The organism is Heliomicrobium sulfidophilum (genome assembly GCF_057715735.1).
Window position 1 is genome coordinate 1,831,856 of the sequence record NZ_JBVTZZ010000005.1, and the last position, 23,886, is coordinate 1,855,741.

General features: G+C 60.3%; 16 protein-coding genes. All 16 read left to right on the top strand.

Annotated features, from left to right (window positions below; genetic code table 11):
- The first annotated feature begins 8 nt into the window (after positions 1 to 8).
- The 16 genes from AC0CW1_RS14370 (at position 9) to pyk (ending at position 23,878) form a co-directional block, all read left to right on the top strand.
- The gene (locus AC0CW1_RS14370) at positions 9 to 404 is read left to right on the top strand and encodes a DUF1987 domain-containing protein (protein WP_488183691.1); all 396 of its coding nucleotides are present in this window, start codon (positions 9 to 11) and stop codon (positions 402 to 404) included.
- Positions 397 to 2,286, top strand: a complete 1,890-nt coding sequence (locus AC0CW1_RS14375; RefSeq protein WP_488183692.1) for a SpoIIE family protein phosphatase — start codon at positions 397 to 399, stop codon at positions 2,284 to 2,286. The genes AC0CW1_RS14370 and AC0CW1_RS14375 overlap by 8 nt, the downstream gene beginning before the upstream one ends.
- The gene (locus AC0CW1_RS14380) at positions 2,279 to 3,907 is read left to right on the top strand and encodes a bifunctional diguanylate cyclase/phosphohydrolase (RefSeq protein WP_488183693.1); all 1,629 of its coding nucleotides are present in this window, start codon (positions 2,279 to 2,281) and stop codon (positions 3,905 to 3,907) included. Before AC0CW1_RS14375 ends, AC0CW1_RS14380 begins: the two co-directional genes overlap by 8 nt.
- Before the next feature lie 310 nt (positions 3,908 to 4,217).
- Complete coding sequence (locus tag AC0CW1_RS14385; RefSeq protein WP_488183694.1) at positions 4,218 to 4,559, top strand: NifB/NifX family molybdenum-iron cluster-binding protein; 342 nt, start codon at positions 4,218 to 4,220, stop codon at positions 4,557 to 4,559.
- A gap of 277 nt (positions 4,560 to 4,836) precedes the next feature.
- On the top strand, positions 4,837 to 6,000 hold the full coding sequence (locus AC0CW1_RS14390; protein WP_488183695.1) for an exonuclease SbcCD subunit D: 1,164 nt from the start codon (positions 4,837 to 4,839) through the stop codon (positions 5,998 to 6,000).
- Entirely contained in the window at positions 5,997 to 9,068 is a 3,072-nt protein-coding gene (locus tag AC0CW1_RS14395) for an AAA family ATPase (RefSeq protein ID WP_488183696.1), read from the top strand. The genes AC0CW1_RS14390 and AC0CW1_RS14395 overlap by 4 nt, the downstream gene beginning before the upstream one ends.
- A gap of 183 nt (positions 9,069 to 9,251) precedes the next feature.
- Positions 9,252 to 9,770 (top strand): ECF transporter S component, encoded by a 519-nt coding sequence (locus tag AC0CW1_RS14400; protein ID WP_488183697.1) that lies wholly within the window; start codon positions 9,252 to 9,254, stop codon positions 9,768 to 9,770.
- 62 nt (positions 9,771 to 9,832) lie between these two features.
- Positions 9,833 to 11,416: a murein biosynthesis integral membrane protein MurJ gene (gene murJ / locus AC0CW1_RS14405; RefSeq protein WP_488183698.1), complete on the top strand. Its 1,584-nt coding sequence runs from the start codon at positions 9,833 to 9,835 to the stop codon at positions 11,414 to 11,416.
- Positions 11,417 to 11,582: 166 nt separating this feature from the next.
- On the top strand, positions 11,583 to 13,379 hold the full coding sequence (locus tag AC0CW1_RS14410; protein WP_488183699.1) for a peptidoglycan DD-metalloendopeptidase family protein: 1,797 nt from the start codon (positions 11,583 to 11,585) through the stop codon (positions 13,377 to 13,379).
- Positions 13,380 to 13,773: 394 nt separating this feature from the next.
- Entirely contained in the window at positions 13,774 to 14,343 is a 570-nt protein-coding gene (locus tag AC0CW1_RS14415) for a glycerol-3-phosphate responsive antiterminator (RefSeq protein WP_488183700.1), read from the top strand.
- A gap of 651 nt (positions 14,344 to 14,994) precedes the next feature.
- Entirely contained in the window at positions 14,995 to 15,705 is a 711-nt protein-coding gene (locus AC0CW1_RS14420) for an MIP/aquaporin family protein (RefSeq protein WP_488183701.1), read from the top strand.
- Between the two features lie 267 nt (positions 15,706 to 15,972).
- Positions 15,973 to 17,475, top strand: a complete 1,503-nt coding sequence (gene glpK, locus AC0CW1_RS14425; protein WP_488183702.1) for a glycerol kinase GlpK — start codon at positions 15,973 to 15,975, stop codon at positions 17,473 to 17,475.
- A 507-nt stretch (positions 17,476 to 17,982) separates the two neighbouring features.
- Positions 17,983 to 19,587: an anaerobic glycerol-3-phosphate dehydrogenase subunit GlpA gene (glpA, locus tag AC0CW1_RS14430; RefSeq protein ID WP_488183703.1), complete on the top strand. Its 1,605-nt coding sequence runs from the start codon at positions 17,983 to 17,985 to the stop codon at positions 19,585 to 19,587.
- Positions 19,587 to 20,849 carry an anaerobic glycerol-3-phosphate dehydrogenase subunit GlpB gene (glpB, locus tag AC0CW1_RS14435; protein ID WP_488183704.1) on the top strand — a complete coding sequence of 421 codons (1,263 nt, stop codon included), beginning with the start codon at positions 19,587 to 19,589 and terminating at the stop codon, positions 20,847 to 20,849. The genes glpA and glpB overlap by 1 nt, the downstream gene beginning before the upstream one ends.
- On the top strand, positions 20,846 to 22,042 hold the full coding sequence (locus tag AC0CW1_RS14440) for an anaerobic glycerol-3-phosphate dehydrogenase subunit C (RefSeq protein ID WP_488183705.1): 1,197 nt from the start codon (positions 20,846 to 20,848) through the stop codon (positions 22,040 to 22,042). The genes glpB and AC0CW1_RS14440 overlap by 4 nt, the downstream gene beginning before the upstream one ends.
- A 99-nt stretch (positions 22,043 to 22,141) precedes the next feature.
- Positions 22,142 to 23,878: a pyruvate kinase gene (gene pyk / locus AC0CW1_RS14445; RefSeq protein ID WP_488183706.1), complete on the top strand. Its 1,737-nt coding sequence runs from the start codon at positions 22,142 to 22,144 to the stop codon at positions 23,876 to 23,878.
- The last annotated feature ends 8 nt before the right edge of the window (positions 23,879 to 23,886 follow it).

Consider the following 23,886-nt stretch of genomic DNA (forward strand, 5'->3'; position numbering starts at 1 on the left):
TATATGCCATGGATAAGCTCTTTATCGCTGGATCGAAAGGAACGCCGGAGGTTGATTTCGACCCGCAGCAACATACGATGAAACTTTCCGGCCAGTCCTACCCGGAAAACGCATTTAAGTTTTATGAACCAGTGTTGCGATGGGTCGACGGGTACCTCGACCAATTGACGGCGGAGGTCAACGTGGTCATCGATTTTAGTTTCCCCTATATCAATACGAGCAGCTCCAAGTGTGTCATGATGCTCCTGGAGAAACTGGACGAAGCTTATCAAAAGGGCAAGCGTTTGTCCCTGAACTGGTATTATGACGAGGACAACGAGAGCGAACTGGAGTGCGCCGAAGAATTCAAGGAAGACGTGTCCATGCCCTTCGCGCTCATCCCCCGCGAGCGTAGGGATGAATAATCAGGAGCGAGAACAGAACGTGCTCTTTGACCGGGGCGCGATGAAAGTCATTTTTCTGGCGACGGCCATGATCATCCTGGCCGTCCTGCTGACCGGCGCCATCGGTTACACCATTACCAAAACGGGCGTCATCGAGAAACTGAAAACGAAGGACCTCCACTACATCGCTAGGTCGATGGCGGCCCGCCTCGACGGCAGGCTGGAGCGCGCTACAGAAACATCGCGTCTGCTCGCTGGCGATCCCACGGTCGCAGAGTGGGTGGCGGAGGGGGAACGCGACGGGGCGCTCGGTGAAAAGGCGCGACGAAAGCTGATCGATATCGCCAGCGATTATGGCTACGTGAATACCTTTATCGTCAGTGCCCGGTCAGGCAACTACTGGAGCGAAGAGGGAAAGATCCTGCAGACGTTGGATCCCCAGGACCCTTATGACCAGTGGTTCTACGAGTTTCTGGCGTCCAAGACGCCGCTCCAGGTCCATCTCGACTACAACAAGGCCCGTGAGAATACGTACATCTTTGTCAACGCCCGCATCGGTAGCGCCGAAGAGGCTTACGGCGTGGCCGGCGTCGGTCTTAGCCTGCAGGACCTGGCGGAAGAATTCCGGCAATACCGCTTCAGCGCCGGGAGCCGTCTCTGGCTCGTTGATGAAAAGGGCGCGATCCACCTTTCCGACAACCTTGAGGCCAACGGGAAAAACCTTACCGATTATCTGCCCGAAGCCGTTACCGCTCAGGTGGTGCAAGGCGCCGCCGATAAGACTGGATCGAGCGTCTTGGAATACGACGACGGCGCTGGAAATACGATGGATCTGATCAGCCAGCCGATCCGCTCTACGGGCTGGAAACTTGTCTTTCGGATTCCCCGCGCCGAGAGCCTCTCGGTGCTCAACTCGATCCTGGTCAACACGACCTTGACGGGCCTCTTTTCGGTCGCCCTGATCTGTTTCGTCTTCTACGTCGTCTCTCAGCGCATCGCCAACCCCTACCGGCGCTCCCTGGAACTAAACGAAGAACTGGAACGGATCGTGGCGGAGCGGACCCAAGAACTGTCGGAAAAGAACCGGAACATCCTGGACAGCATCGACTACGCCAAGCGGATCCAGGAGGCCCTCTTGCCTGCGCCTGCCGAGTTGACTGAGTTTTTTGCCGGACACTTTCTGCTCTGGCGGCCCCGGGACATCGTGGGCGGAGACTTCTGCTGGTTCCGGCGCGCCGGCGATGACACCTTCATGATCGCCGTCGGCGACTGCACCGGCCACGGCGTCCCCGGCGCTTTGATGACGATGGCCGTCAACACCATGTTGAACCATATTACGAGTGACAGTGACGACGCTCAAGGTGATGATCCTGCCGGGATCCTGCGGCGCTTGCACCAGGGGGTCCGGGAGACGATCCAGAGAAAAGCCGATGGGGAGACCCGTTTTGATGGACTGGACATCGGACTTTGCTGTGTCAAGGGACGGCAGGTCCTTTTCGCCGGCGCCGGCATGGATCTCTACATGAACGGGAGCGTGAACGATTCGGTGACGGTGTTCAAGGGTGGGAGAAAGAGCGTCGGCCACCCCCGCTTCGACACAGGCGATGGACTGGAAAACCAGGTCATCCAGGTCGCAGAGGGCGATTGTCTTTACCTGACGACGGATGGGTATCTCGATCAGAACGGCGGAACGAATGACTACCCCTTTGGAAAACGGCGTTTTGAAAGACTGCTCGCCTCTCTTGCCGGTCTCTCCCTTGCGACCCAACAGGAGCGCATCTCCGACGCCCTTTCCGATTATATGGGAAAAGAAGCTCAGCGGGATGACATTACGGTGCTCGGCTTTACACTGAGGGACCAGCAGGTTCCTTTCGCCGATGGGGGTGAAGGAGGCAATGGCTAAAGAGGAACTGGGCGGTTTTTTGTTTGAACAGGAGAAACGGGTGCTCGAGGCCGCCCTTGGCGAGTTCGATGACCCGAGCCATGGCGACAACCCCCTGTTACCCAAATACAAGGCCCTTGTCCAGAGTTATCAAAAGTTGCTGAAGGAGACCCAAAAAGCCTTTCTGATCAGCGATATCCAAGGGACGATTTTAAAAGAGCGGGAAGAGAAGATCCGGACGCTGCTCGATAACTCCAACCAAGGTTTTCTGACCTTCTGCCGCGATCTGATCGTCCAAAAGGAGTATAGCGCCGAATGTGTTCGCATTTTTGGGGGGAAGAAGATCGCCCGCTCCCCTGTGCTCGACCTGTTGACGACTCCCGGATCGGAGGAAAGAGCCCGCTTCGAGACCCTCTTTCAGGCGATTTTTGCTGCGGAAGATGAAGAGAGTCAAAATCGGCTGGTCCAGCAGGTTCCCTCAGGGCTGCGCATCGGCGGACGGCATATTCAGATGCAGGTCAAACCGATGCTCAATTCGCTGGGGCGACGGGATGACGATGATGCGATCCTGCTCATCCTGACAGATTTAACAGAGAAAAAGGAAGCCGACGCGCGGCTGGCTTTTCTAAACACCCATGACAAATTGACGGGATTGTACAACCGCAATTATGCCGAGCGCCTGCTCCCGTCCTTGATGGCGGCGTCGGAATTCCCCTTCAGTGTCATCGTGGCCGACTTGAACGGGTTGAAACTGACCAACGATGTCTTCGGTCATGAGACGGGTGACCGGCTGATCGCCAACGCCGCCGCGATCCTCTTTGACTGCTGCTGCGAAGGGGGGATGGCGGTCCGCTGGGGCGGTGATGAGTTCCTTGTCCTTCTGCCGCGAACAGGCGCCGACGCCTGCCAGGCGATTTGCGAACAGATCCGCTCGGCCTGCCGGCAGACGGCGCCGTCGCCGACCGAGTTGAGCATGGCCCTGGGCGGCGCCACCGCTGAGTCGCCGGCGGCCTTTGCCGATCTCTTCCGCTTGGCCGAGAACCGCATGTACAGCAACAAGCTGCCGGAGAGCCGCCGCGTCCTGCAGAACATCGTCGCCGGTTTGGAATCACTGCAACGGGAAACCTGTTTTGAGATCGAGGGGCATGTGGAGCGGGTGCGGGAGATGGCGGCTGAGTTCGCCGCCCGCCTCGGCATCGCTGTCCACTCGCAGGAGATGCGCAACCTGATGCTGCTGGCCTCTCTCCACGATATCGGCAAGGTGGCCCTGCCCAAGGGAATCTTGGGCAAAAGTGGTCCGCTGACGCCGGAGGAGTGGGAACTGGTCCGCCAGCACAGCGAGATCGGCTACCGCATGGCCCAGTCCATCGGCGAGCCGGCCGTGGCGGAGGCCATCTTGTCCATCCACGAGCGGTGGGACGGCGGCGGCTATCCCTTCGGGCGCAAAGGAGAGGAGATCCCTCGTTTGGCCCGCATTCTGGCCATCGTCGATGTTTACGATGTGCTTACTCATGACCGGGTTTATGCGAAGGCGATGAGCCCCCAAGCCGCCCTGACCGAGTTGGAGCGGGGAAGCGGCAGCCAGTTTGATCCGGAGTTGGTCCCGCCCTTTATCAAGCAGGCGGCATTAGCGGCTCTCTGAACCTGGCGGCTCGCGCCCTATGAGCGTGCTCCCTTTGCGCCGGGATTGCTCAATGGGCAAGGGCGCTGCCGTTGAACGAATCGGATAACCGAAAACTGGCTTGAACGCGACAGGCAGGATCGGTATAATCGTAGATACAGAACAAGGCGACATGCAACAGCGCCCAAGGCAGCCGAAGAAGGCTCCAGGAAAGGGACACCTTTCCGGGGCCTTTTCTGTTTTTGGACAGAAAAGGTTTGCAATGGGGTGGCAACAGAGCTTCCCGAAAAATCTTCAGCAATAATTCTTCAATAAAGAAAGGAAGATGACGATGGCGATCAAGGTGGCCGTCGCCAGCAGCGATGGGAAATTGGTCAACCAGCACTTCGGTCATGCCCGCAGGTTTCTGATCTTCGAGATCGATGAACAGGGGTACCGTTTTATCGAAGACCGCCCTGTCGTCCCCCACTGCGCCTGTGACGGCGGTCCGCCGCCGGCGGTGAAAACGGCAGTCGAGTCCCTCGCCGATTGCCGGGCTGTCCTCGTCACCATGATCGGCTGCGGTCCCCAGGAGAAGCTGGCCGCCCAGGGCATTCGTTGCATCATCAGCTACGACATCATCAGCGACGCCTTGATGGGATTAGGCAATCTGGAAAGCCAACCTGCCGAGTAGTTTGGAATTCGTGATTTAATGAGAAGTGAATCGGACATGAAAAAGGCGCTCCCAGGCGGATGCGCCCTTTTTTATGTCAATACTAAGCCGATAGAGCGAGAGCCGTCCTATCCTTTTCCAAATGAAGGACGCCGCATTTTGTGATACACTTTAAAAAGCCAGAGTTGCCGGCGAAAAGGCGCGGAAGAAGTCACGGCAAAATTATTGGCGTCCAAAGTCATGGCAAAAGTCACGGCAAATGTCGCCTGAGTTCGGCAATGTAGAAGGAGGCTCGCCTTTGCGCATCTTACATACGGCCGATTGGCACCTGGGCCGCATCTTTCACCAGGTCCATCTGACCGAGGACCAGGCTCACGTACTGGACCAGTTTATCGATCTGATCAAGGAGATCCGTCCTCACGCTGTCGTCATCGCCGGCGACATCTATGACCGCTCGGTGCCGCCCGTCGATGCGGTGCGATTGCTCGACGAGGTGATCACCTGCATCCTCCTCGACCATCGCACAACCGTCGTCATGGTCGCCGGCAACCATGACAGCGCCGACCGGCTCGGTTTCGGCAGCCGGCTCCTGGCAGGGCGGGGCTTTCACCTCTTCGGCCGCCTCGACAGAACCATGGCGCCGGTCCTGCTGCAAGACGAAGCGGGTCCTGTCTACCTCTGCCCCATCCCCTATGCGGAACCGGCCCAGGTTCGAGAGACCTTCGGGTTGTCTCCCGAAGCGGTGCGCAGTCACCATGACGCCTTAAGCGCCCTCGCCGGTCACATGATCGCCCAGACGCCGGAGGGCGCACGCAGGATTGCCGTCGCCCACGCCTTTGTCACCGGCGGCGAGCAGAGCGAATCGGAAAGTTATCTTACCGTCGGCGGCACGGGAACCGTCGACAGCCGCAGCTTCGAGGGCTTTCACTACACCGCCCTGGGGCACCTGCACCGTCCCCAGCGCTGCGGCGACGACCGCATCCGCTACAGCGGCTCCCTGCTCAAGTACTCCTTCTCCGAGGCAGACCATGTCAAAGGGATCACCTTCGTCGAAATGGATGGCGACGGCCGCCTCGCCAAGTGTGAGTCCATCGCATTGACGCCCCGGCGGGACGTGCGCCGCATCGAGGGACACCTGAAGGATATCTTGCAGGGACCCGCCCCCGGAGAGAACCGTCAGGACTACATCATGGTCACCCTACTTGATCAGGGCGCCATCCTCGATCCCATCGGCAAGCTCCGCCAGGTCTACCCCAATGTGCTGCACATCCAGCGCCCCTTTCTCGAAAACGGGAGCGGCGCGTCGTCGCGGGTCGGCGATCATGGGCGCCAGAACGAGTTGGACCTGTTTGCCTCCTTCATCGAACAGGTGACCGGGTCCCCCCTCGATGAGGAAGGGCGACAGGCGGCGACCGGTGTGATCGATGACGTGCTGGGACGGCGCCGGGAGGTGGCTTCATGAAACCGCTGAGACTGACCATGCAAGCCTTCGGCCCCTTTGCGGGTGTCCAGGTGATCGATTTTGACGAACTGGGCGACCGGTCGCTCTTTCTGATCCATGGCCCCACCGGCGCGGGGAAGACGACCATCCTTGACGCCATCACTTTTGCCCTCTACGGCGATACGAGCGGCGGCGAGCGGGAAGGACGACAGATGCGCAGCCATCATGGGCCGGTGAAGGTGGAGACAGAGGTGATCTTCGACTTTGCCCTCGGCGGCGAGGTCTACCGGGTCGCCCGCAAGCCGGAGCAGGAGCGCCCCCGCCAGCGCGGCGAAGGAATGACGGTGGTGCCAACGTCGGCCACACTCTGGCGGCGGACAGGCCTGCCTGCCGGCGCCGACGGACCGGAAGGAACGGTCCTTGCCAGCCAGCCGAAGCGGGTCAGCGACGAGGTGCAGCGCCTGCTCGGCTTCCAGAGCACTCAGTTCCGCCAGGTCGTCATCCTTCCCCAAGGCAAGTTCCGCCAGCTCCTGATGGCCGGATCGAAGGAGCGGGAGGAGATCCTGGAAAAACTCTTCCGCACCGAACTGTACCGGCTGATCGAGGAAGCCTTCAAGGACCGGGCGAAAGGCTTGGAAGAAGAAGTGGCGGCCCTGCGCAAAGAACAGCAGTTCATCCTTATGGAAGCGGGCGTGGAGAAGGCGGATGCCCTGGCGGAGCGCTTGGCGGCGCATCGACGGGAGCGATCCGAAAATGCCGAGACCATCGAAAAGGCCACAGCCAGCGTCCAGGCGGCCCGGGAGGCGCTGGAACGGGGGCGGCGGGATCGAGAAAAGCTGGATCAGTTGGCGCAGGCCGAAGCGGAGTTGGCCCGGCTGCTGAAAGAACAAGACCGGATTCTGGAAAAGGAAGCGCGCCTGCTTCGCGCCCAGAAGGCCGCAGGGCTTACTGACGCGGAAAGCGTCCGCAACCGCCGGAGGCTGGAAGCGGAGCGCGAGCGCGAGCAAAGCAGCCGCCGCAACGATGAGTATCAAAAAGCCCTGATCCGCAAACAGCAGGCCGAGGAGCGCTTCCAGGCAGAACAGGCCCGGCAGAGCGAGAGGGACGGGGCGCAGAAACGGTTGACCGTCCTAGAGGAACTGGCCGGGACGGTGGCCACGCTGGCGGCCCTTCGCCAAGCCCGTGACGAGGCGCAACAGCGCGCCGCCGAGGCGGAACGAAAGGAAAGCCGGCTGCGGGCGGAACTCGCCGAATGGCAGCGACAGAACGATACCATTGAACAGCGGCGGCAAAGGCTGCTGCTCGAAGCCGGCAAGGTGGAATTTTTGGAGACGGCGGCCAGCCAGGCGCTCCGGGCGGCAGAGAAGCGGCGCGAATTGGAAGGCGCCCGCCAGCGCTTTCGCAACATTGAAGCGGAGTGGAAAAAGACCGAGGTGAAGCGGCAGGAGACAGAGGGGAAACTGACCGAAGCGCGTCGGCGCTTCGATGAGATGACCGGCCGCTGGCGAAAAGGCCAGGCGGCCATCCTGGCCAGCGGCCTGAAAGCCGGGGAAGCCTGCCCCGTTTGCGGCTCGACGGCCCATCCCCGCCCGGCGGCAGGGGGCGAGTCGCTGCCCACGGAAGGCGATCTCCAGTCTGCCGAGGCCCTCGTCAGCCGCCTCCAGAAGGAACTGGACCAACGGCAAAACGTCTTGGCTGACCTGGCCGCCCGCAAGGCCGAGGTGCTGACCTTGGGCAAGGCGCTGCAAGCAGAACTGGCTGAAAAGACCGCTCTGTCGGAAGAGGCCTTGGCGACAGAGGCAAAAAGGTTGCAAACCTTCGCGGAAGGGGCGCGCAAGGCGGAACAGGAATTGGCTGACCTGATCGCGGAACTGGAGTCGCGCAAAAAGCAGGAGAAAGAACGAACGGAATCCCTCGAAAAGGCGACGGTGGAACTGAGGGACCTCCAACTGAAGGCCCGCGAGGCGGCAGCTGTTCTGGAAGAGCGAGAGAGGGCGGTCCCGCCGGACCTGCGGCGTCCCGAAGATCTGCAAAAGGCGATCCACATGGCAACCCGCTCGTGGCAGCTCTTGCAGAAGTCCTGGGATGAAGCCCAGCGGGAGGCTCAGATGGCTGCCCAGGCGGAGGCGGCTGCTCACGCTGCTTTGGAGGCGGCCCGCCAGGCTGTCGCCGATGCGAAAGGGCGCTTCGAGGCCGAAGAGGCGGCTTTTACCGTCCGATTGACGGAAGCCGGTTTCGAGGACGTTGTCGAGTACGAGCGAGCCAAACTGACCGGGGAAATGATGGCGGCGCTGGAGAAAGGGATCCGGGAATACGGGCGCAGCGTCGAAGCCGCCCGCACCCGCCGCGACGAGGCCGTCAAAGCCGCCCAGGGTGTCGGCGCACCGGACCTCGACGCCTTGTCGGCGGCGCTGGCGAGTGTCGAGGCGCACCGCGACAGCGCCTTAAAAAAGGAAGCCACCCTCAAAGACCAGATCGCCCAGGAGCAACGCTGGCTGGAACGCTACCGCCGGCTCGAAAAGGACGGGGAAGCCCGGGAGGAGCGCTACCGCGTCCTCGGCCATCTCGCCCGCGTCGCCAACGGCCGCAACGGCGAGGGGCTCACCTTTCAACGGTTCGTGCTGACGGCCTTCCTCTCCGATGTGCTCCTGGCAGCCAACGAACGGTTGAAGGTGATGAGCCAGGGACGGTACCTGCTGGAGCGCACGTCAGACCGCGCCAGAGCCAACGCCGCCGGCGGATTGGACCTGGTTGTTTTCGACAACTACACGGGCCAGACCCGGCCGGTAGCCACCCTCTCCGGCGGTGAATCCTTCCTGGCAGCCCTTTCACTGGCGCTGGGATTGGCCGATGTGGTTCAGGCTTACGCCGGCGGGATCCACCTGGAGACGATTTTCGTTGACGAGGGTTTCGGCAGCCTTGATCCGGAATCACTCGACCTCGCCCTCAAGGCCCTTATCGATCTCCAACAAGAGGGGCGCTTGGTGGGGATCATCTCCCACGTGGCCGAACTGCGGGAACGCATCGACGCCCGGCTTGAGTTGGAGAAAAGCGACAAGGGGAGCCGAGCGGCTTTTAAAGTGGGCTGAACGTCTATGCAGGGTTTCACTTCCCTCCAGATTTTTATGGAGGGATTTTGTTGTCGCATAAGGGACTCTTTACGAACAGCTACGATTCACCTTCTCTAATACTTGTTCTTATATTGCAGGCAAATTTCCGATATAATGAAGACGCTGGCTCTTTGCCGGCATTACACGGAATGGGTGATGGAAATGAACACCTCACAGATGGTCAGGACAGCCGTGCTCGTCGCCCTCGCCTTTGGGGTCCAACAGATCAAGGTGCAGTGGCTGGCAGGTCCGGCCGTCAATGCGCTGCTGCTCATCGCGACGGGATACGTCGGCCTGTGGAGCGGCGTCCTGCTGGGGTGCCTGACTCCCTTTTTGGCTTTTCTGGCGGGCGTGATGCCCTTGCCGACTGTGTTGCCGGTTATCGCCGCAGGCAACAGCATCTTCTGCGTTAGCTTTTACCTGTTGAAAAAACATAACAACCTGCTGGCGATCGCCATCGGATCGTTGCTGAAGTTTTCCTTTCTGGCCTTGGCGGTGAAGGCCTTGATTCAGGTTCCGCCACCGGTAGCCAAGGCGCTCTCTTTGCCCCAACTCTTCACGGCCCTCGCTGGCGGCTTGGCGGGATTGCTGATCCTGCGCTACCTTCCGCAAAATGGTGAGGGCAGTTCATTGCCGCATAAGGACAAAGAAGTCCCTACCGATGAGCAGCAGCAAAACTAACGATTTGGAAGGCGATTTATTTTTTATCGCACAACGATACTTATTTTACGGGGGCACGGAAGTTGACTGCACAGCGAATCGCAAAAGCCGCCGCTCTGATCATGGTCCTCACTCTGCTGGGGAGGGCCATCGGCCTCGTCCGGGAGATGTATGTGGGCGCCAAGTTCGGCGCCGAGGTTCTCGGCCCCTTCGTGGTCGCCTTCAACCTGCCCAACATCGTCGGCATCACACTGACGGGCGCTTTTAGCGCCGCCTTTATACCGCTGTTTACAGCGGAGATGGAAAAGGGCCATCGAGATGCCGCCTGGCGGTTGGCGAGCGCTGTCTTGAACACGGTGCTGGTGGGCATCTCCTTGCTCGTGGCCGTTGGCATGGTCTTTTCCCGGCAGGTCGCTTTCCTGCTGGCTACTGATTTTTCGGCGCCATTGCTCGACCTGACAGGGGAACTGCTGTTCATCCTCTTTCCTACCCTGATCCTCTCGTCGCTGGGCGGCGTGACCATGGCCATCCTCGCTTCGTTGAACCGCTATTTTGTCTCTTCCATCGGACCGCTGCTATCGAGCCTGGTTGTCATTGTGTCCATCTTTCTTCTGGCCCCGCGCTGGGGCATCTATGGTTTGGCATGGGGAACGACGCTGGGGGCGCTCCTATCCTTTGTCGTCATGATCCCCAGCCTGATGAAGGAAGGGTTCCGCTATTCTCCGACACTGGGTTTGGACAATCCCCTCGTCCGCCGGCTCTGGACGATGATATTACCCGTGCTCTTCGGCGTCGGCGTGAGCCAGATCCACATCCTGATCGACAGCAACATGGCGGCGTCCATCTCTGAAGAGAGCGTCGTCGCCTTGAAGTACGCCAATACGCTCGCCCAGTTGCCCATGGGCGTCTTCGTCTCGGCTGTCGCGATTCCGATGCTGCCGGCCCTTTCGGCCCTGTTGGCCGTCGGAGATAAAGAAGGATTCAAAAACACCCTTGCCCGGGGAGTCAGCTACTACGCCCTGATCCTGCTGCCGATCATGGTGGTGACGATGATTCTGAGCGGCCCGATCATCCAGGTGCTCTTCCAACGGGAGAAGTTCGACGCCACCTTGTCGGCGATGACCGCTTTCGCTCTCGTCTTTTACGGCCTGGGCTTTTTCCCCTCCGCTGTTCGGGACTTGTACACCCGCGGTTTTTACTCACTCCATGACACGGCCACGCCGGTCAAGATCGGCGCGTTGACTGTCATCATCCATGTGGCTATGAACTTCCTCTTTATCCCCTGGCTATCCCATGGCGGATTGGCCCTGGCCACTTCCATCTCCAACGCCTTAAACATGGTGATCCTGGGATGGCTGCTCTACCGGCGGGTGGGTGGCTGGTCTTTCCGGACCCAGTGGCGGGTGTTCTACCGGGCCGCGATCGCCTCGGCCCTCATGGGGATCGTGCTGGCTGCCGGCTTTCCCTGGCTGCTCTCTCTCTTCCCGGGAGGCGGTTGGTGGGCGACGGTGCTCTCCTTGCTCCTTGCCGGTACAGCCGCCGCCGCCGTATATGGCGGGACGCTCCTGGCCCTGGGTACGCCGGAGGTCAAGGAGTTTGCCGAACGACTGCTCTCCAGGGTCACAGGGCGCCGCAATGCGCCTCCTGCCAGAATCGATCAAGTTTAGGGGTAAAGGGCGCTTTCAAATCGTACGACTTCGACTGTCGACAATGTTGGTTGTCAGCAGTCTTTTTTTATTCCAATCAGACCAGCCTCTCTGGTGGGTAACAGTTGGGATAGCAACCCATATTTTGGTATTATCACAACGGAAAACCCCATCGGAGGTATTGCCCGTGAACAAATGGAACGTTGGCGCCGTGGCTGCGGTCACCGGAGGGCAACTCCTGTCCGGGCGCCCGGAGGATCCGGTCCGCTACATCACTGAGCGATTGGCCGATTGCGGTAAGGGTGATGTCTTGATCCCCTTGGCCAATCTGGCCGATCCTGCGGGATATGTCGCCCGGGCTGCCCGCAAGAGCGTGGGCGTGCTCGTCCTGCCTGCCCGGGCGGCTTCAGCGGCAGTCAATGCCGGCGTGCCTGTCATCAGCGCAAACTCTGTCCGTGAAGCCTATTTTAAACTTGTCAGGGCGTACCGGCGGCGCTGCAAGGCGCGCATCGTGGCGGTCACCGGATCGGCGGGAAAAACGACCACCAAGGAGATGATCGCCGCCGTACTGGCCGAAGCGGGAGAGGTGCAAAAAAACTGGCGAAACTACAACGGCCCCTACGGGATCGGGTACACGCTCTTTCGTCTCCGCCCACGCCATGCCTTTGGGGTCGTCGAAGTCGGCGCTTATATCCCCAACAGCATTGATTTCGGCACCCGGCTGGCTGCGCCGGAAATCGGTGTGATCACCTGTATCGGGCTCAGCCATGCGGAAGGCCTCGGGGGGAGAGAGGGTGTCCGCCAAGAAAAGGAGAAGTTGCTCAAGCACCTCCCCGAAAAGGGCCTGTTGGTACTAAACGGCGATGATGCCGGCTGCCGCAGCGTCGACCTTTCACGCTGCAAGGCGCCTGTCCGCTGGGTGGGGCTGGAGCGCGAGCAGGAGGACTTGTCTCTCTGGGCCGAGCGGATCCAGGTGCACCGCAACGGCACCCGGTTCCTCCTCTGCGGACTGGAAAGGGAGGTCGAGGTGGAACTGCCTGGATTTTTCGGGCGGACGGCTGTTATCGATGCGCTGCTGGCCGCTGCCGTTGGCGACCATGTGGGGCTTTCGCCGGAATTGATCGCCGGCGGTTTGGCCAAGGTCGAACAAACACCGGGGCGCTTTACTCCCGTCCTCCTGCCGGGGAGGCGGTTGCTGATTGATGCCACTTACAACACCAACCCCCATGCCATGACCGCCTCCCTGGAAACGGCGTCGAGACTCGCCGACGAGGGGAAAGGGCTGGCGGTTTTAGGAACCATGAGCAACCTTGGCGAGGAAGCGCCCGCGCAGCACCGGGCCATCGGCAAGCTGGCGGCGCAACTTGGCTTTGCCCTGATCGCGCTGGGACAACATGCAGAGGCCATCGCAGCCGGGGCAATGGAAGCCGGGGGAAGGGTCCTCTACGCTGCGAAGAACTGGAAGAAAAAGACTGTCGTCGACCTAGCCCTGAAGGAACTGCCGGAAGAAGGGCTTTTGCTGGTCAAAGCCTCACATAGTGTGGAACTGGAAATCGTGGCTGACGCCATCGAGAAGGAAGCGGCGCGCCGTTCCGGCCTTGTTCCGCCCTTAGCAAAGATCGACATCACCCGGGGCTACGGCTTTTCATGCAATGGGATCACTCGCCAATGGGCGCTCCACGAAGGGATCGATCTTTCGGCCCGCCGGGGGACGCCTGTTTTGGCTGCCGCCGCTGGAACAGTCAGCAAGGTGCAACGGGATCACCCCATCTTCGGCAATTACCTAGAGATTGATCACGGGGATGGGATGGTGACAGGCTATGCTCACAACCAGAAGATCTACGTTGAGGAAGGAGAGCCTGTGACACAAGGACAGTCTATCGCAGAGGTCGGCAGTACCGGTAGGACCACGGTGCCGCACCTGCATTTCGAGTTGCGTTTGGATGGAAAGGCGATTGACCCCTACTACTATGTAATAAGATAAATCCACAGAGTCTTATGAGACCGGCAGTTCTTGGAGGCAAAAGCGGGATAGCGTACAATTGTTGTCGAAAAACTAGACGGTAGAGGTTCATCGGGAAAGGAAGATCCCCTTGCTTCCCATCGGAAAAGCAGCCCACTTCATCACCCTTCTTTTCCCCTCTGGATCATCCTCTTTTCCCTGTATGCCCTGAACCCCCCCTTTTGTTCCAGCCCTTCCGGGGGGCGAGCCGTCGCTTCTCGGCCTCGTCATGCTCGGAGTGGGCTTGACGATGACGCCTGGCAGAACCTGACCGGGTACGTCTTGGCTGGATATTGGGGGAACGCAGGATTTGGGGCAAAAGATGGAGAATGAATGATCGAATACAAAGCGGCAAAGACCGACTTCTGGAGGTAGCATGGGATTTTTAGAGACGGTCATGGAAGGAAGGAAGATCGGCGGCGCCCTACGGCGCTTAGAGGATCTGGAAGAACTGATCAGCCACCCCAAAATTCGCACGATCTTTCTGCTCGGCGGCGACGTGAACCATCTGCCCAACGCGATCAAGCGCATCCGTGCGGCCCAAAAAAAAGCACTGGCACACATCGACTTAGTTGAAGGGATCGGGAAAGACAAGGCTGGCATCCACCTGCTCAAGCGCATGGGCGTGCATGGCATCGTCACCACCAAATCCAACCTGGTCAAACTCACCCATGACGAAGGCCTCTGGGTTGTCCAGCGGGTGTTCATCGTCGATTCCGAATCGATCAAGACGGCCATTCGCGTCGCCGGCGATGTGAAACCCAGCGCTGTGGAGATTCTGCCGGCGACGGTGCCCCGCTTCGTCATCAACGATTTGAAAAAGTCACTTGGCATTCCCGTCCTTGCCGGCGGATTGTTGCGCACAGAGGCCGATGTGCAGGAGGCCTTTGAAAAAGGCATTGATGCCGTGTCCACGAGCCTGCGCCATCTCTGGCAGTGTTCTTAACATTTTTTTAATGGACGAGCAGGATTTTGAGCCGGCATGGCGAATGATATAACTAGCGCAAAGATGCGGACCCATGGATTGAAGCGATAAGACAATTTGATCGATGGGTTGGAGTCTGTAGTGAAACCCCCCAGAAAGCATGGTAACATGCTTTTCGGGGGTTTTTTGTTCCAGAAGGAGGGATGCGGGCCTTCGAAACGCCAGAGGAAACGGTTCTAGTCAGTAAATTTAAAATAATTCGGATTTTTCAGCAGGAATTTGCCCGAAGATGAAGAATGTTATAACTAAGAACAATTTGATATCGGGTTAGGAGAAAAAGAGTTAACCCCCGATGCGGCATCCACTGGATGTCGAATTGGGGGTTATCTATTTTTCTCGCTGGACCCGGGCTATGGAGTTCAGGAGACGGCCGCTTAGACGCTCGAAACCTTTCGGCGAAGATGTGGTCGTGATATCTTACGCAAGGAAGGGAGTGATCTGCAAAAAAGCGGCCAACCTCCTATCGCTCCGGATAATACCGGCAAGGGGGATGATTCCGATTCAAGCGATGAAATACCAAATGGGGCAAGCGGTAAGCGAAAAGCCTGCGCGTCGAATCCGCTGGTTGCATGCGAAAAAGCAAAAGGAAAAACAGTACGAGGAGGACAAACTATGTCGCCGTTTGCAGCAGAACTTATCGGTACGATGATCCTGATTCTCCTGGGTGACGGTGTAGTCGCCGGCGTGTTGCTCAACAAATCGAAAGGCCAGAACGCTGGCTGGATCGTCATCACTGTCGCCTGGGGTCTCGCCGTTCTTATCGGAGCCTTCAGCGTCGGCCAGTACAGCGGCGCCCACCTCAACCCCGCTCTGACCATCGGTCTCGCCTCCATCGGCAAATTCCCCTGGGCCCAGGTTCCCAGCTACATCGCCGCCCAGATGATCGGCGCCTTCCTCGGCGCAGTGCTCGTCTACCTGGCCTACCTGCCCCACTGGAAGGAAACCGATGACGCCGGCCTCAAACTGGCTGTCTTCAGCACCGGCCCGGCCATCCGCAGCTTCGGCGCCAACGTGGTCACTGAAGTCATCGCCACCGCCATGCTGGTTCTGGGCATCCTCGCCCTCGGCGCCAACAAGATGGCGGACGGCGTCGGCACCATCTCCGTTGCGCTGCTGATCGTCGCACTCGGTATGTCCCTCGGCGGCCCCACCGGCTACGCCCTGAACCCTGCCCGCGACCTCGGCCCCCGTATCGCCCACGCCATCCTTCCCATCCCTGGCAAAGGCAGCTCTGACTGGGCCTACTCCTGGGTTCCCGTCGTCGGTCCTATCATCGGCGCAGTACTCGGCGCATTCTTCTACGCCACCTTCTTCGGCGCTTAATCTTACCGCCGCGAAGGCACGCTTCACAGGAAAAAAAGAAGCGACCCTTTTCCGCAATCATAACCTTGATGCTGGCGGTATCGCCCCATCCGCCGGCCGCTTGAAACGGGAGAACCATCCTAAAGCCGCATCCCGGTTGGACCTTTTGTAGAAAAAAGGAATGCCCATCAAATCGACGGTGAACGAGTTCATCACAGGAACAGTCCGTACAGCGATCTTTCGAATCAAATTTGATGAATCAAAAGATTTAAAGGAGTGTCGGATTCGATGAGCAAGAAGTACGTTATGGCTCTGGACCAAGGCACCACGAGCTGCCGCGCCATTCTGTTTGACAAGGACAGCAACATCGTCGCCGTAGCCCAAAAAGAATTCACCCAGATCTACCCCAAAGCCGGCTGGGTCGAGCACAACGCCGATGAGATCTGGAGCACCCAGTATGGCGTCATCGCCGAACTGCTGGCCAAGACCGGTGTCAGCGCCGAAGAGATCGCCTCCATCGGCATCACCAACCAGCGTGAAACGACGGTCGTCTGGGAAAAAGCTACCGGCAAGCCGGTCTACAACGCCATCGTCTGGCAATGCCGCCGCACCACCGCCATCTGCGACGAACTGAAAGCCCGCGGCCTGGAACAAACCTTCCGGACCAAGACCGGTCTCGTCGTCGACGCCTACTTCTCCGGCACCAAAGTCAAGTGGATCCTGGACAACGTGGAAGGCGCTCGGGAAAAGGCCGAAAAAGGCGAACTGCTCTTTGGCACCATGGACACCTGGCTGATCTGGAAGTTGACCGCCGGCAAGGTCCATGTCACCGACTACTCCAACGCCTCCCGGACCCTGATGTACAACATCCGCGATCTGAAGTGGGATGAAGAGCTGCTGGCCGCCCTGAACGTGCCCGCCTCCATGCTGCCGGAAGTGAAGCCCTCCAGCGAAGTCTACGGCTGCACGGATACGGAACTCTTCTTCGGCCACGCCGTTCCCATCGCCGGCGCCGCCGGTGACCAGCAGGCCGCCCTCTTCGGCCAAGCTTGCTACGCGCCCGGCATGGCCAAGAACACCTATGGCACCGGTTGCTTCATGCTCATGAACACCGGCTCTGAACTGTATGACTCCAAGAACGGCCTGCTGACCACCATCGCTTGGGGCATCGAAGGCAAAGTGGAATACGCTCTGGAAGGCTCCATCTTCATCGCCGGCGCCGCCATCCAGTGGCTCCGCGACGGCCTGAAACTGATCGAAGCCGCTCCCGACTCGGAATACTTCGCCGGCAAAGTGGATGACACCGACGGCGTCTACATGGTTCCCGCCTTCGCCGGCCTGGGCGCTCCCTACTGGGATATGCGCGCTCGCGGCGCCATCGTCGGCCTGACCCGCGGCACCACCAAGGCCCACATCGTCCGCGCCGCCCTGGAAGCCCTGGCCTACCAGACCAAGGATGTCCTCGGCGCCATGGAGGCCGACTCCAACATCAAGCTGCAAGCGTTGAAAGTGGACGGCGGCGCCGTCGCCAACAACCTGCTCATGCAGTTCCAGGCTGACATCCTCGGCGTTCCTGTCGACCGCCCCCGGATCATTGAGACGACCGCTCTGGGCGCCGCCTACCTGGCCGGCCTGGCTGTCGGTTTCTGGGAGAGCAAAGAAGAGCTGGCCAAGCGTTGGCAGCTTGACAACCGCTTCGAAGTCGAAATGGCCGACGAAAAGCGGGCTAAGCTCTACGGCGGCTGGAAACGGGCCGTCACCCGCAGCATGGACTGGGAAACGGAAAACTAATCACAGAGCAACGAGCCTGCGACGCAGGTTAGCGATCTGTGAATTCAGAACCTGTGCAACAGTTGCTTCGTGAACCGGCGATGTAGTGAATAAGCGTCAGCGAACCAGCGATAGAGCGATGCAGCGAAACCGTAGATCATCGGGTCACAGAAGCAAAGTGAGTAGGGGGAGGCCGTGTTGTCTGCTTGACAGGCGGCGCGGTTTCCTCCTGGCTCCTCTTTCTCCCTTTCGCACAATCCGATAACGTCGTCAATTCTGGTCGTCGGTCAACGAACCATTAGGGTTGCCACCTGACCGAGAGGCCAATTCGATAGAGCTATTTCAGCGACCCCAAGTTCGTTCAACCTCTCGAAGATAGAACCCATAGAACTTGATACGGGCTTGTGAGTTTGGAGAAGCCGCAGCAGTACCGGAGGAGTCCCGGCATTGGCGGCTTTTTTTCATAAATTGGATGACTATCCATTGGGTGAATGTTTTCTATATGACGAAAGGGACGGAGGTTGACCAATGGTAACCGAACGTGTTCAGGTGGTGGTGATCGGAGGCGGCGCCACGGGGACAGGCATCCTGCGCGACCTGGCCATGCGGGGCATATCGGCCCTCCTGGTTGAGCAGGGCGATCTGGCCCACGGCACCAGTTCCCGGTTCCACGGGCTGCTGCACAGCGGCGGCCGCTACGCCGTCAAGGATAAAGAGGCGGCGAAAGAGTGTATCGAAGAGAATCTTCTGCTGCGTCGCCTGGCACCGGACTGCATCGAGCCGACGGGCGGCCTCTTCGCCCAACTGCCGAGCGACGACCCGGCGTACGCCGAACTGTGGGTGAAGGCTTGCGCCGAGGCGGGCATCGAAACGGAAGAACTCGACGTCAAAGGACTGATCAAGAAGTACCCTGTTCTCTCGCCGAAGATCACCCGCGCCTTTACCGTGCCTGATGCGGCTGTCGACGGCTTCCGTCTGCTCTGGAGCAACGTCCACTCGGCCCGCCGCTACGGCGCTAAGATGGCCAACTACAGCAAACTGACGGCGGTGCATCGTTCGAACGGCCGTGTCACTGGTGTGGAGATCACCAACACCCTGACCGGCGAGACCCGTCAGATCGAGTGCGAGATGGTGATCAACGCCGCCGGCGCCTGGGCCGGCGAGGTGACAGCGCTGGCCGGTCTCGACGTGAGCATCATCAAAGACAAGGGCACCCTGCTCGCCTTCAACCACCGGTTGACCAACCAGGTCGTCAACCGCTTGCGACCCCCTGGCGACGCCGACATCTTCGTCCCCCACGGCACCATCACGCTGTTGGGCACCACCTCTGTAGCGGTCGACGATCCCAACAGCTTCAAGACGACCGATAAAGAGGTCCAAGACATGCTCGCCGTCGGCCGGGAGATGATGCCCCGCATCGACGACTACCGGATCATCCGCGCTTTCGCTGGCGTGCGGCCCCTTTACCAGGCCGACAAAGGCGCCGGCGGGCGGGCGGTGACGCGAAACTTCGCCCTCATCGATCATGAACAGCGTGACGGCCTGACCGGCCTGATCAGCATCGTCGGCGGCAAGTTCACCACCTTCCGTCTGATGGCCGAAAAGACCGTCGACCTGGCTGCCAAAAAACTTGGCAACAGCACCCCCTGCCGGACGAAGGAAGAGCCCCTCAGCGCGCCCCAGCCGGCGGAACTGATGGAGCGGGGGAAAAAGGTCTTCGGCGTCTCTGGCGCCAAAAAGGCGGCGGAACGGCTCGGCCAAGATTTCGCCAAGGTCGTCGCCGAGGCGGAGAAAGACCGCACCAAGCGCCGCATGTTCTGCGAATGCGAGATGGTCAGCGCCGCCGAGATCGACCATGTGGCCGGCGACGGCGACAGCAAGACCTTGAGCGACATCCGCCGCAAGACCCGCATGGGCATGGGCACCTGCCAGGGCATCTTCTGCAGCTACCGCACCCTTGGGGCCATGAGCGATCACAAGCAGTTCACCGGCACCCATCGCGAATTCTTGGCCGAGTTTTTGCAAAACCGCTGGCGCGGCGTCCGGGCGGTCCTCTGGGGCCAGCAACTGCGGGAAGCCCAACTGTCCTCGGAGATCTTCTGCACACTCTTCGGCATGGAGAGAATGAAATGATGAACAAAAAGACAGATGTGTTGATTATAGGCGCCGGCTTGTCCGGCCTGCTGGCCGCCGCCAAGGCGGCCGAATCGGGAAAACGGGTCACCGTGGCCGCCAAGGGCATGGGCTCGCTCAGCCTCTCCTCAGGCTGCATCGATCTCTGGGGATATGACATCGACGACCTGCAACAGGTCTGCCAAAACCCGCTGGCCCAGATCGACCGCCTGATCGAAGTAAACCCCGATCACCCCTACACGAAAGTGGCCGATGTGCTCGAAGAGAGCCTGAGCTACTTCCAGGGCCTTACGGAACGCTATGGCTGCCACTACCGGAACAACGGCGGCGCCAACTGGCTGCTGCCGACAGCCGTCGGCACCTTCCGGCCTTCCTTCCTGGCGCCGCCCTCGATGGCCGTCAAGGACCTGGACAAGGCCAAGCGGATCGTCATCGTCGGCTATGAGGAACTGAAGGATTTTTACCCCGAAGTGATGGCCTCCAACCTGGCCCGCAACGGCAACCTACCGGACACGGTGAAACTGACCGTCGTCAAGCTGCGCAGCGCCTGGAAAAAACTCTACGCCACCACCCTGGCCCACCGCTTGGAACAAGCCGAAGGGATCCAGGAAGCAGTCGAACAGATCAAACCCCACATCGTCAATGGAACGGTCGTCCTCTTCCCGCCGGTGCTCGGCGAGCGCCTCGATATCGACGTGGCCGGCCAGCTCTCGAAAGCCTTGGGCGCTCCCGTCTACGAAGTGGCCAATATCCCGCCGGCCCTCCCCGGTCAGCGGTTGCAGCAACTGCTGCTCAAGCATCTGCGCAACATGGGCGTCGATGTGATCATCGGCTGCACCTTCACCGGCGCCAAGGTAGAGGGCAACCGCTGCCTCCAGGTGACGGCCGAAGGCGCAGGCAAGACCTTCACCTTCTCGGCCGAGACCTATATCTTGGCTACGGGCGCCTTCGTCGGCGGCGGCCTGGACAGCCGGATCGGCGAGGCGCGGGAAGTCATCTTCAACCTGCCCGTCCGCACGGCGGAAAAATGGGCTTCCGGCGAGTTCCTCTCCATGAACGGCCACGGTTTCAACCGCTTCGGCATCGCTGTCAACGACCGGTTGCAGCCCCTTGACGGGGAAGGCCGGGTCTGCCTGGAAAACGTGCGGATCACCGGCGCCAACCTGGCCGGCGCCAATGGTCCCATCGAAAAATGCGGCAACGGCGTCGCCGTCGCTTCCGGCTACAAGGCCGGCAAGCTCGCCGGGGAGGTGGCACAATGAGTCAGGACCGTCATCTCATCCTCGACAACTGCATCAAATGCAACATCTGTGTGGCCAACTGCCCCGTCGTCAAGGTGACCGACCAGTACGCCGGACCGAAACAGAACGGCCCTGACCTGGAGCGCTTCCGCCTCGACGAACCGGCCGCCGTCCATCCCTCCATCGGCTACTGCAGCAACTGCAAGACCTGTGACTTCGTCTGCCCCTCTGGTGTCAACGTAGCCACCATGAACTGCAAGGCCAAAGGGGAGTATGTGGCCCTCAACGGCGCTCCTCTTCGCGACCAAGTTCTGGGCCGGGTCGAACTGATCTGCAAAGCCGCTCAGATCGCACCGTCCATCGTCAACTGGGCCGCCGGTGTCGGTCCCTTCCGGGCCATGGGAGAAGCCTTCTTCGGCGTCGCCGCCGGCATGCCCTTCCCGCGCTTCGCTTCGAAAACGTTCCTGCAACAGTTCAAGCCGAAGAAGATCGCCAATCCGAAAGGGAAGGTGCTCTACTACCCCGGCTGCTATGTCAACTACTACACCCCCGAGGTGGGCCTGGCGCTGGCCAAGGTCTTCGCCCACAACGGCATCGAGATGGTCGTCGACGACTTCAACTGCTGCGGCTTGCCGACCGTATCGAACGGCCTCATGGATCAGGCGAAAGCCTACGGCGTCAACAACCTGGCCAAGCTGAACCGCTACATCAACGAGGGCTATGCCGTCGTCACCACCTGCCCGAGCTGCAACCTGATGCTGCGCCAAGAGTACCATGAACTCTTCGACATGGACACGACCCTGGTGACGGAAAACACCTACGACGCCTTCGAGTACCTGGTGATGCTCCATGAGAAGGGGCAACTGGATAGGAACCTGAAACCACTGCCCCGGCGCTACGGCTACCACCAGCCCTGCCACCTGCGCGCCGTCGGCTATGGCGTCCCCTCTCAGGAGATCCTGCGGCTCATCCCCGATCTCCAGGTGGCCGCCCTTGACGCCGGTTGCTGCGGCCTCTCCGGCAGCTACGGCTTTAAAAAAGAAAAGTACCCCATCGCCCGCGAGATCGGCCAGAATATCGTTCGGGCCGTCGCCGACACGAGCGTCAAACAGGCCGTCACCGAATGCGGCATGTGCCAGTTGCAGATCAATCATGTGACCGGCCTGCCGGTGGTCCATCCGATCGAACTGCTGGCTGAGGCGTACGGGCTGTAGTATCGTTTTTTGGCATAGGACCTATAAACGTAGGGAATTCGTGCCGACGAGAATGACGTGTTACAATGGGACCGAGTTCTATTGTGAAAGAGGTATCATATGCGAAGGACAAAAATCGTCTGCACCATCGGGCCGGCCAGTGAGCATCCGGACACCCTGAGAGAGATCATCCGTTCTGGCATGAACGTGGCCCGCCTCAACTTCTCCCACGGCTCCCATGAGGAACATGGACGCCGCATGGAGACCATCCGCCGCATCGCTGCAGAACTCGGCGCTAATGTAGCCATCCTGCTGGACACCAAGGGACCGGAGATCCGCACGGGCGATTTCGCCGCTCCGCCGATCTTCCTGGAAGCAGGTCAGCGATTCACCTTGACGACCGATCCCATCCTCGGCGACGCATCGCGGGTCTCTGTCACCTATGCCGACCTGCCCAAAGACGTGTCACCGGGCGTCCGCATCCTCGTCGATGACGGCCTTGTCGAACTGGAAGTAGAGGCCGTCGATGGCAACGACGTCATCTGCCGCGTCCTCAACGGCGGCAAGGTCTCCAACAAAAAAGGCGTCAACGTCCCCGGCATCTCCATCAACCTGCCCTCGGTCACCGAAAAGGACATTGCCGACATCCGCTTCGGTATTGAGCAGAAGGTAGACTTCATCGCGGCTTCCTTCGTCCGCAAGGCTGCCGACGTGCTGGCCATCCGCAAACTCCTCGAAGAAGGCGGCGCCAACATCGAGATCATCTCCAAGATCGAGAGCAGCGAAGCCGTAGACAACCTCGACGAGATCATCCAGGCCTCTGACGGCATCATGGTCGCCCGGGGCGACCTGGGCGTCGAGATCCCCGCCGAAGAGGTGCCCATCCTGCAAAAATCGATCATCGCCGAATGCAACCGCCTCGGCAAACCGGTGATCACGGCCACCCAGATGCTTGATTCCATGATGAACAACCCCCGGCCGACCCGCGCCGAAGCGAGCGACGTGGCCAATGCCATCTTCGACGGCACTGACGCCATCATGCTCTCCGGCGAGACGGCCAACGGCAAGTACCCTGTCGTCGCCGTCCAGACGATGGACCGCATCGCCCGGCGCGCCGAATCATCCTTGCAAAGAAACCAGACAGTCCACAACGGCAAGACGAGCGTCACCGACGCCATCGGCCAGGCCGTCTGTGTCACGGCGACCCAACTAGAGGCGGCGGCCATCATCACCGCCACCGCCAGCGGCTATACGGCCCGCATGATCGCCCGCTACCGTCCCCAGGCGCCCATTGTCGCCGTCACCCCCCGGCCGGAAGTCCTGCGCCGTTTGGCCCTCGTCTGGGGTGTCGTTCCCTTGCCGTCACTCCAGTTGACCGACACGGACCGTATGCTGGCGACAGCTGTCGATGTGGCCGTCGAGCATGACCTGATCCAGGGCGGCGACCTCGTCGTCATCACCGCCGGCGTCCCTGTCGGCGTGCAGGGCTCGACGAACCTGCTCAAGGTCCACACCGTCGGCAAAGCGGCTGCCCGGGGCACCGGCATCGTCACCCGGTCAGTGACCGGCAAGGCGAGAGTTGTCCGCACTGCCGCTGAGGCCTCTGCCCTGGAACCGGGCGAGATTCTTGTCGCCATCGGCACCGACGCCGAGCACGTCCCCTACCTGAAGAACGCCGCCGCCATCATCTGTGAAGAGGGCGGCCTCACCTCCCACGCGGCCATCATGGCCCTCGAGTACCGCATCCCTGCCGTCGTCGGCGTCGACAACGCCCTGTCCCTCTTCGAGACAGGGGAGACGATCACCGTCGACGGACGGCGCGGCCTCATCTACCGGGGGACGGCGAAAGTCCTCTAAGCCCACCG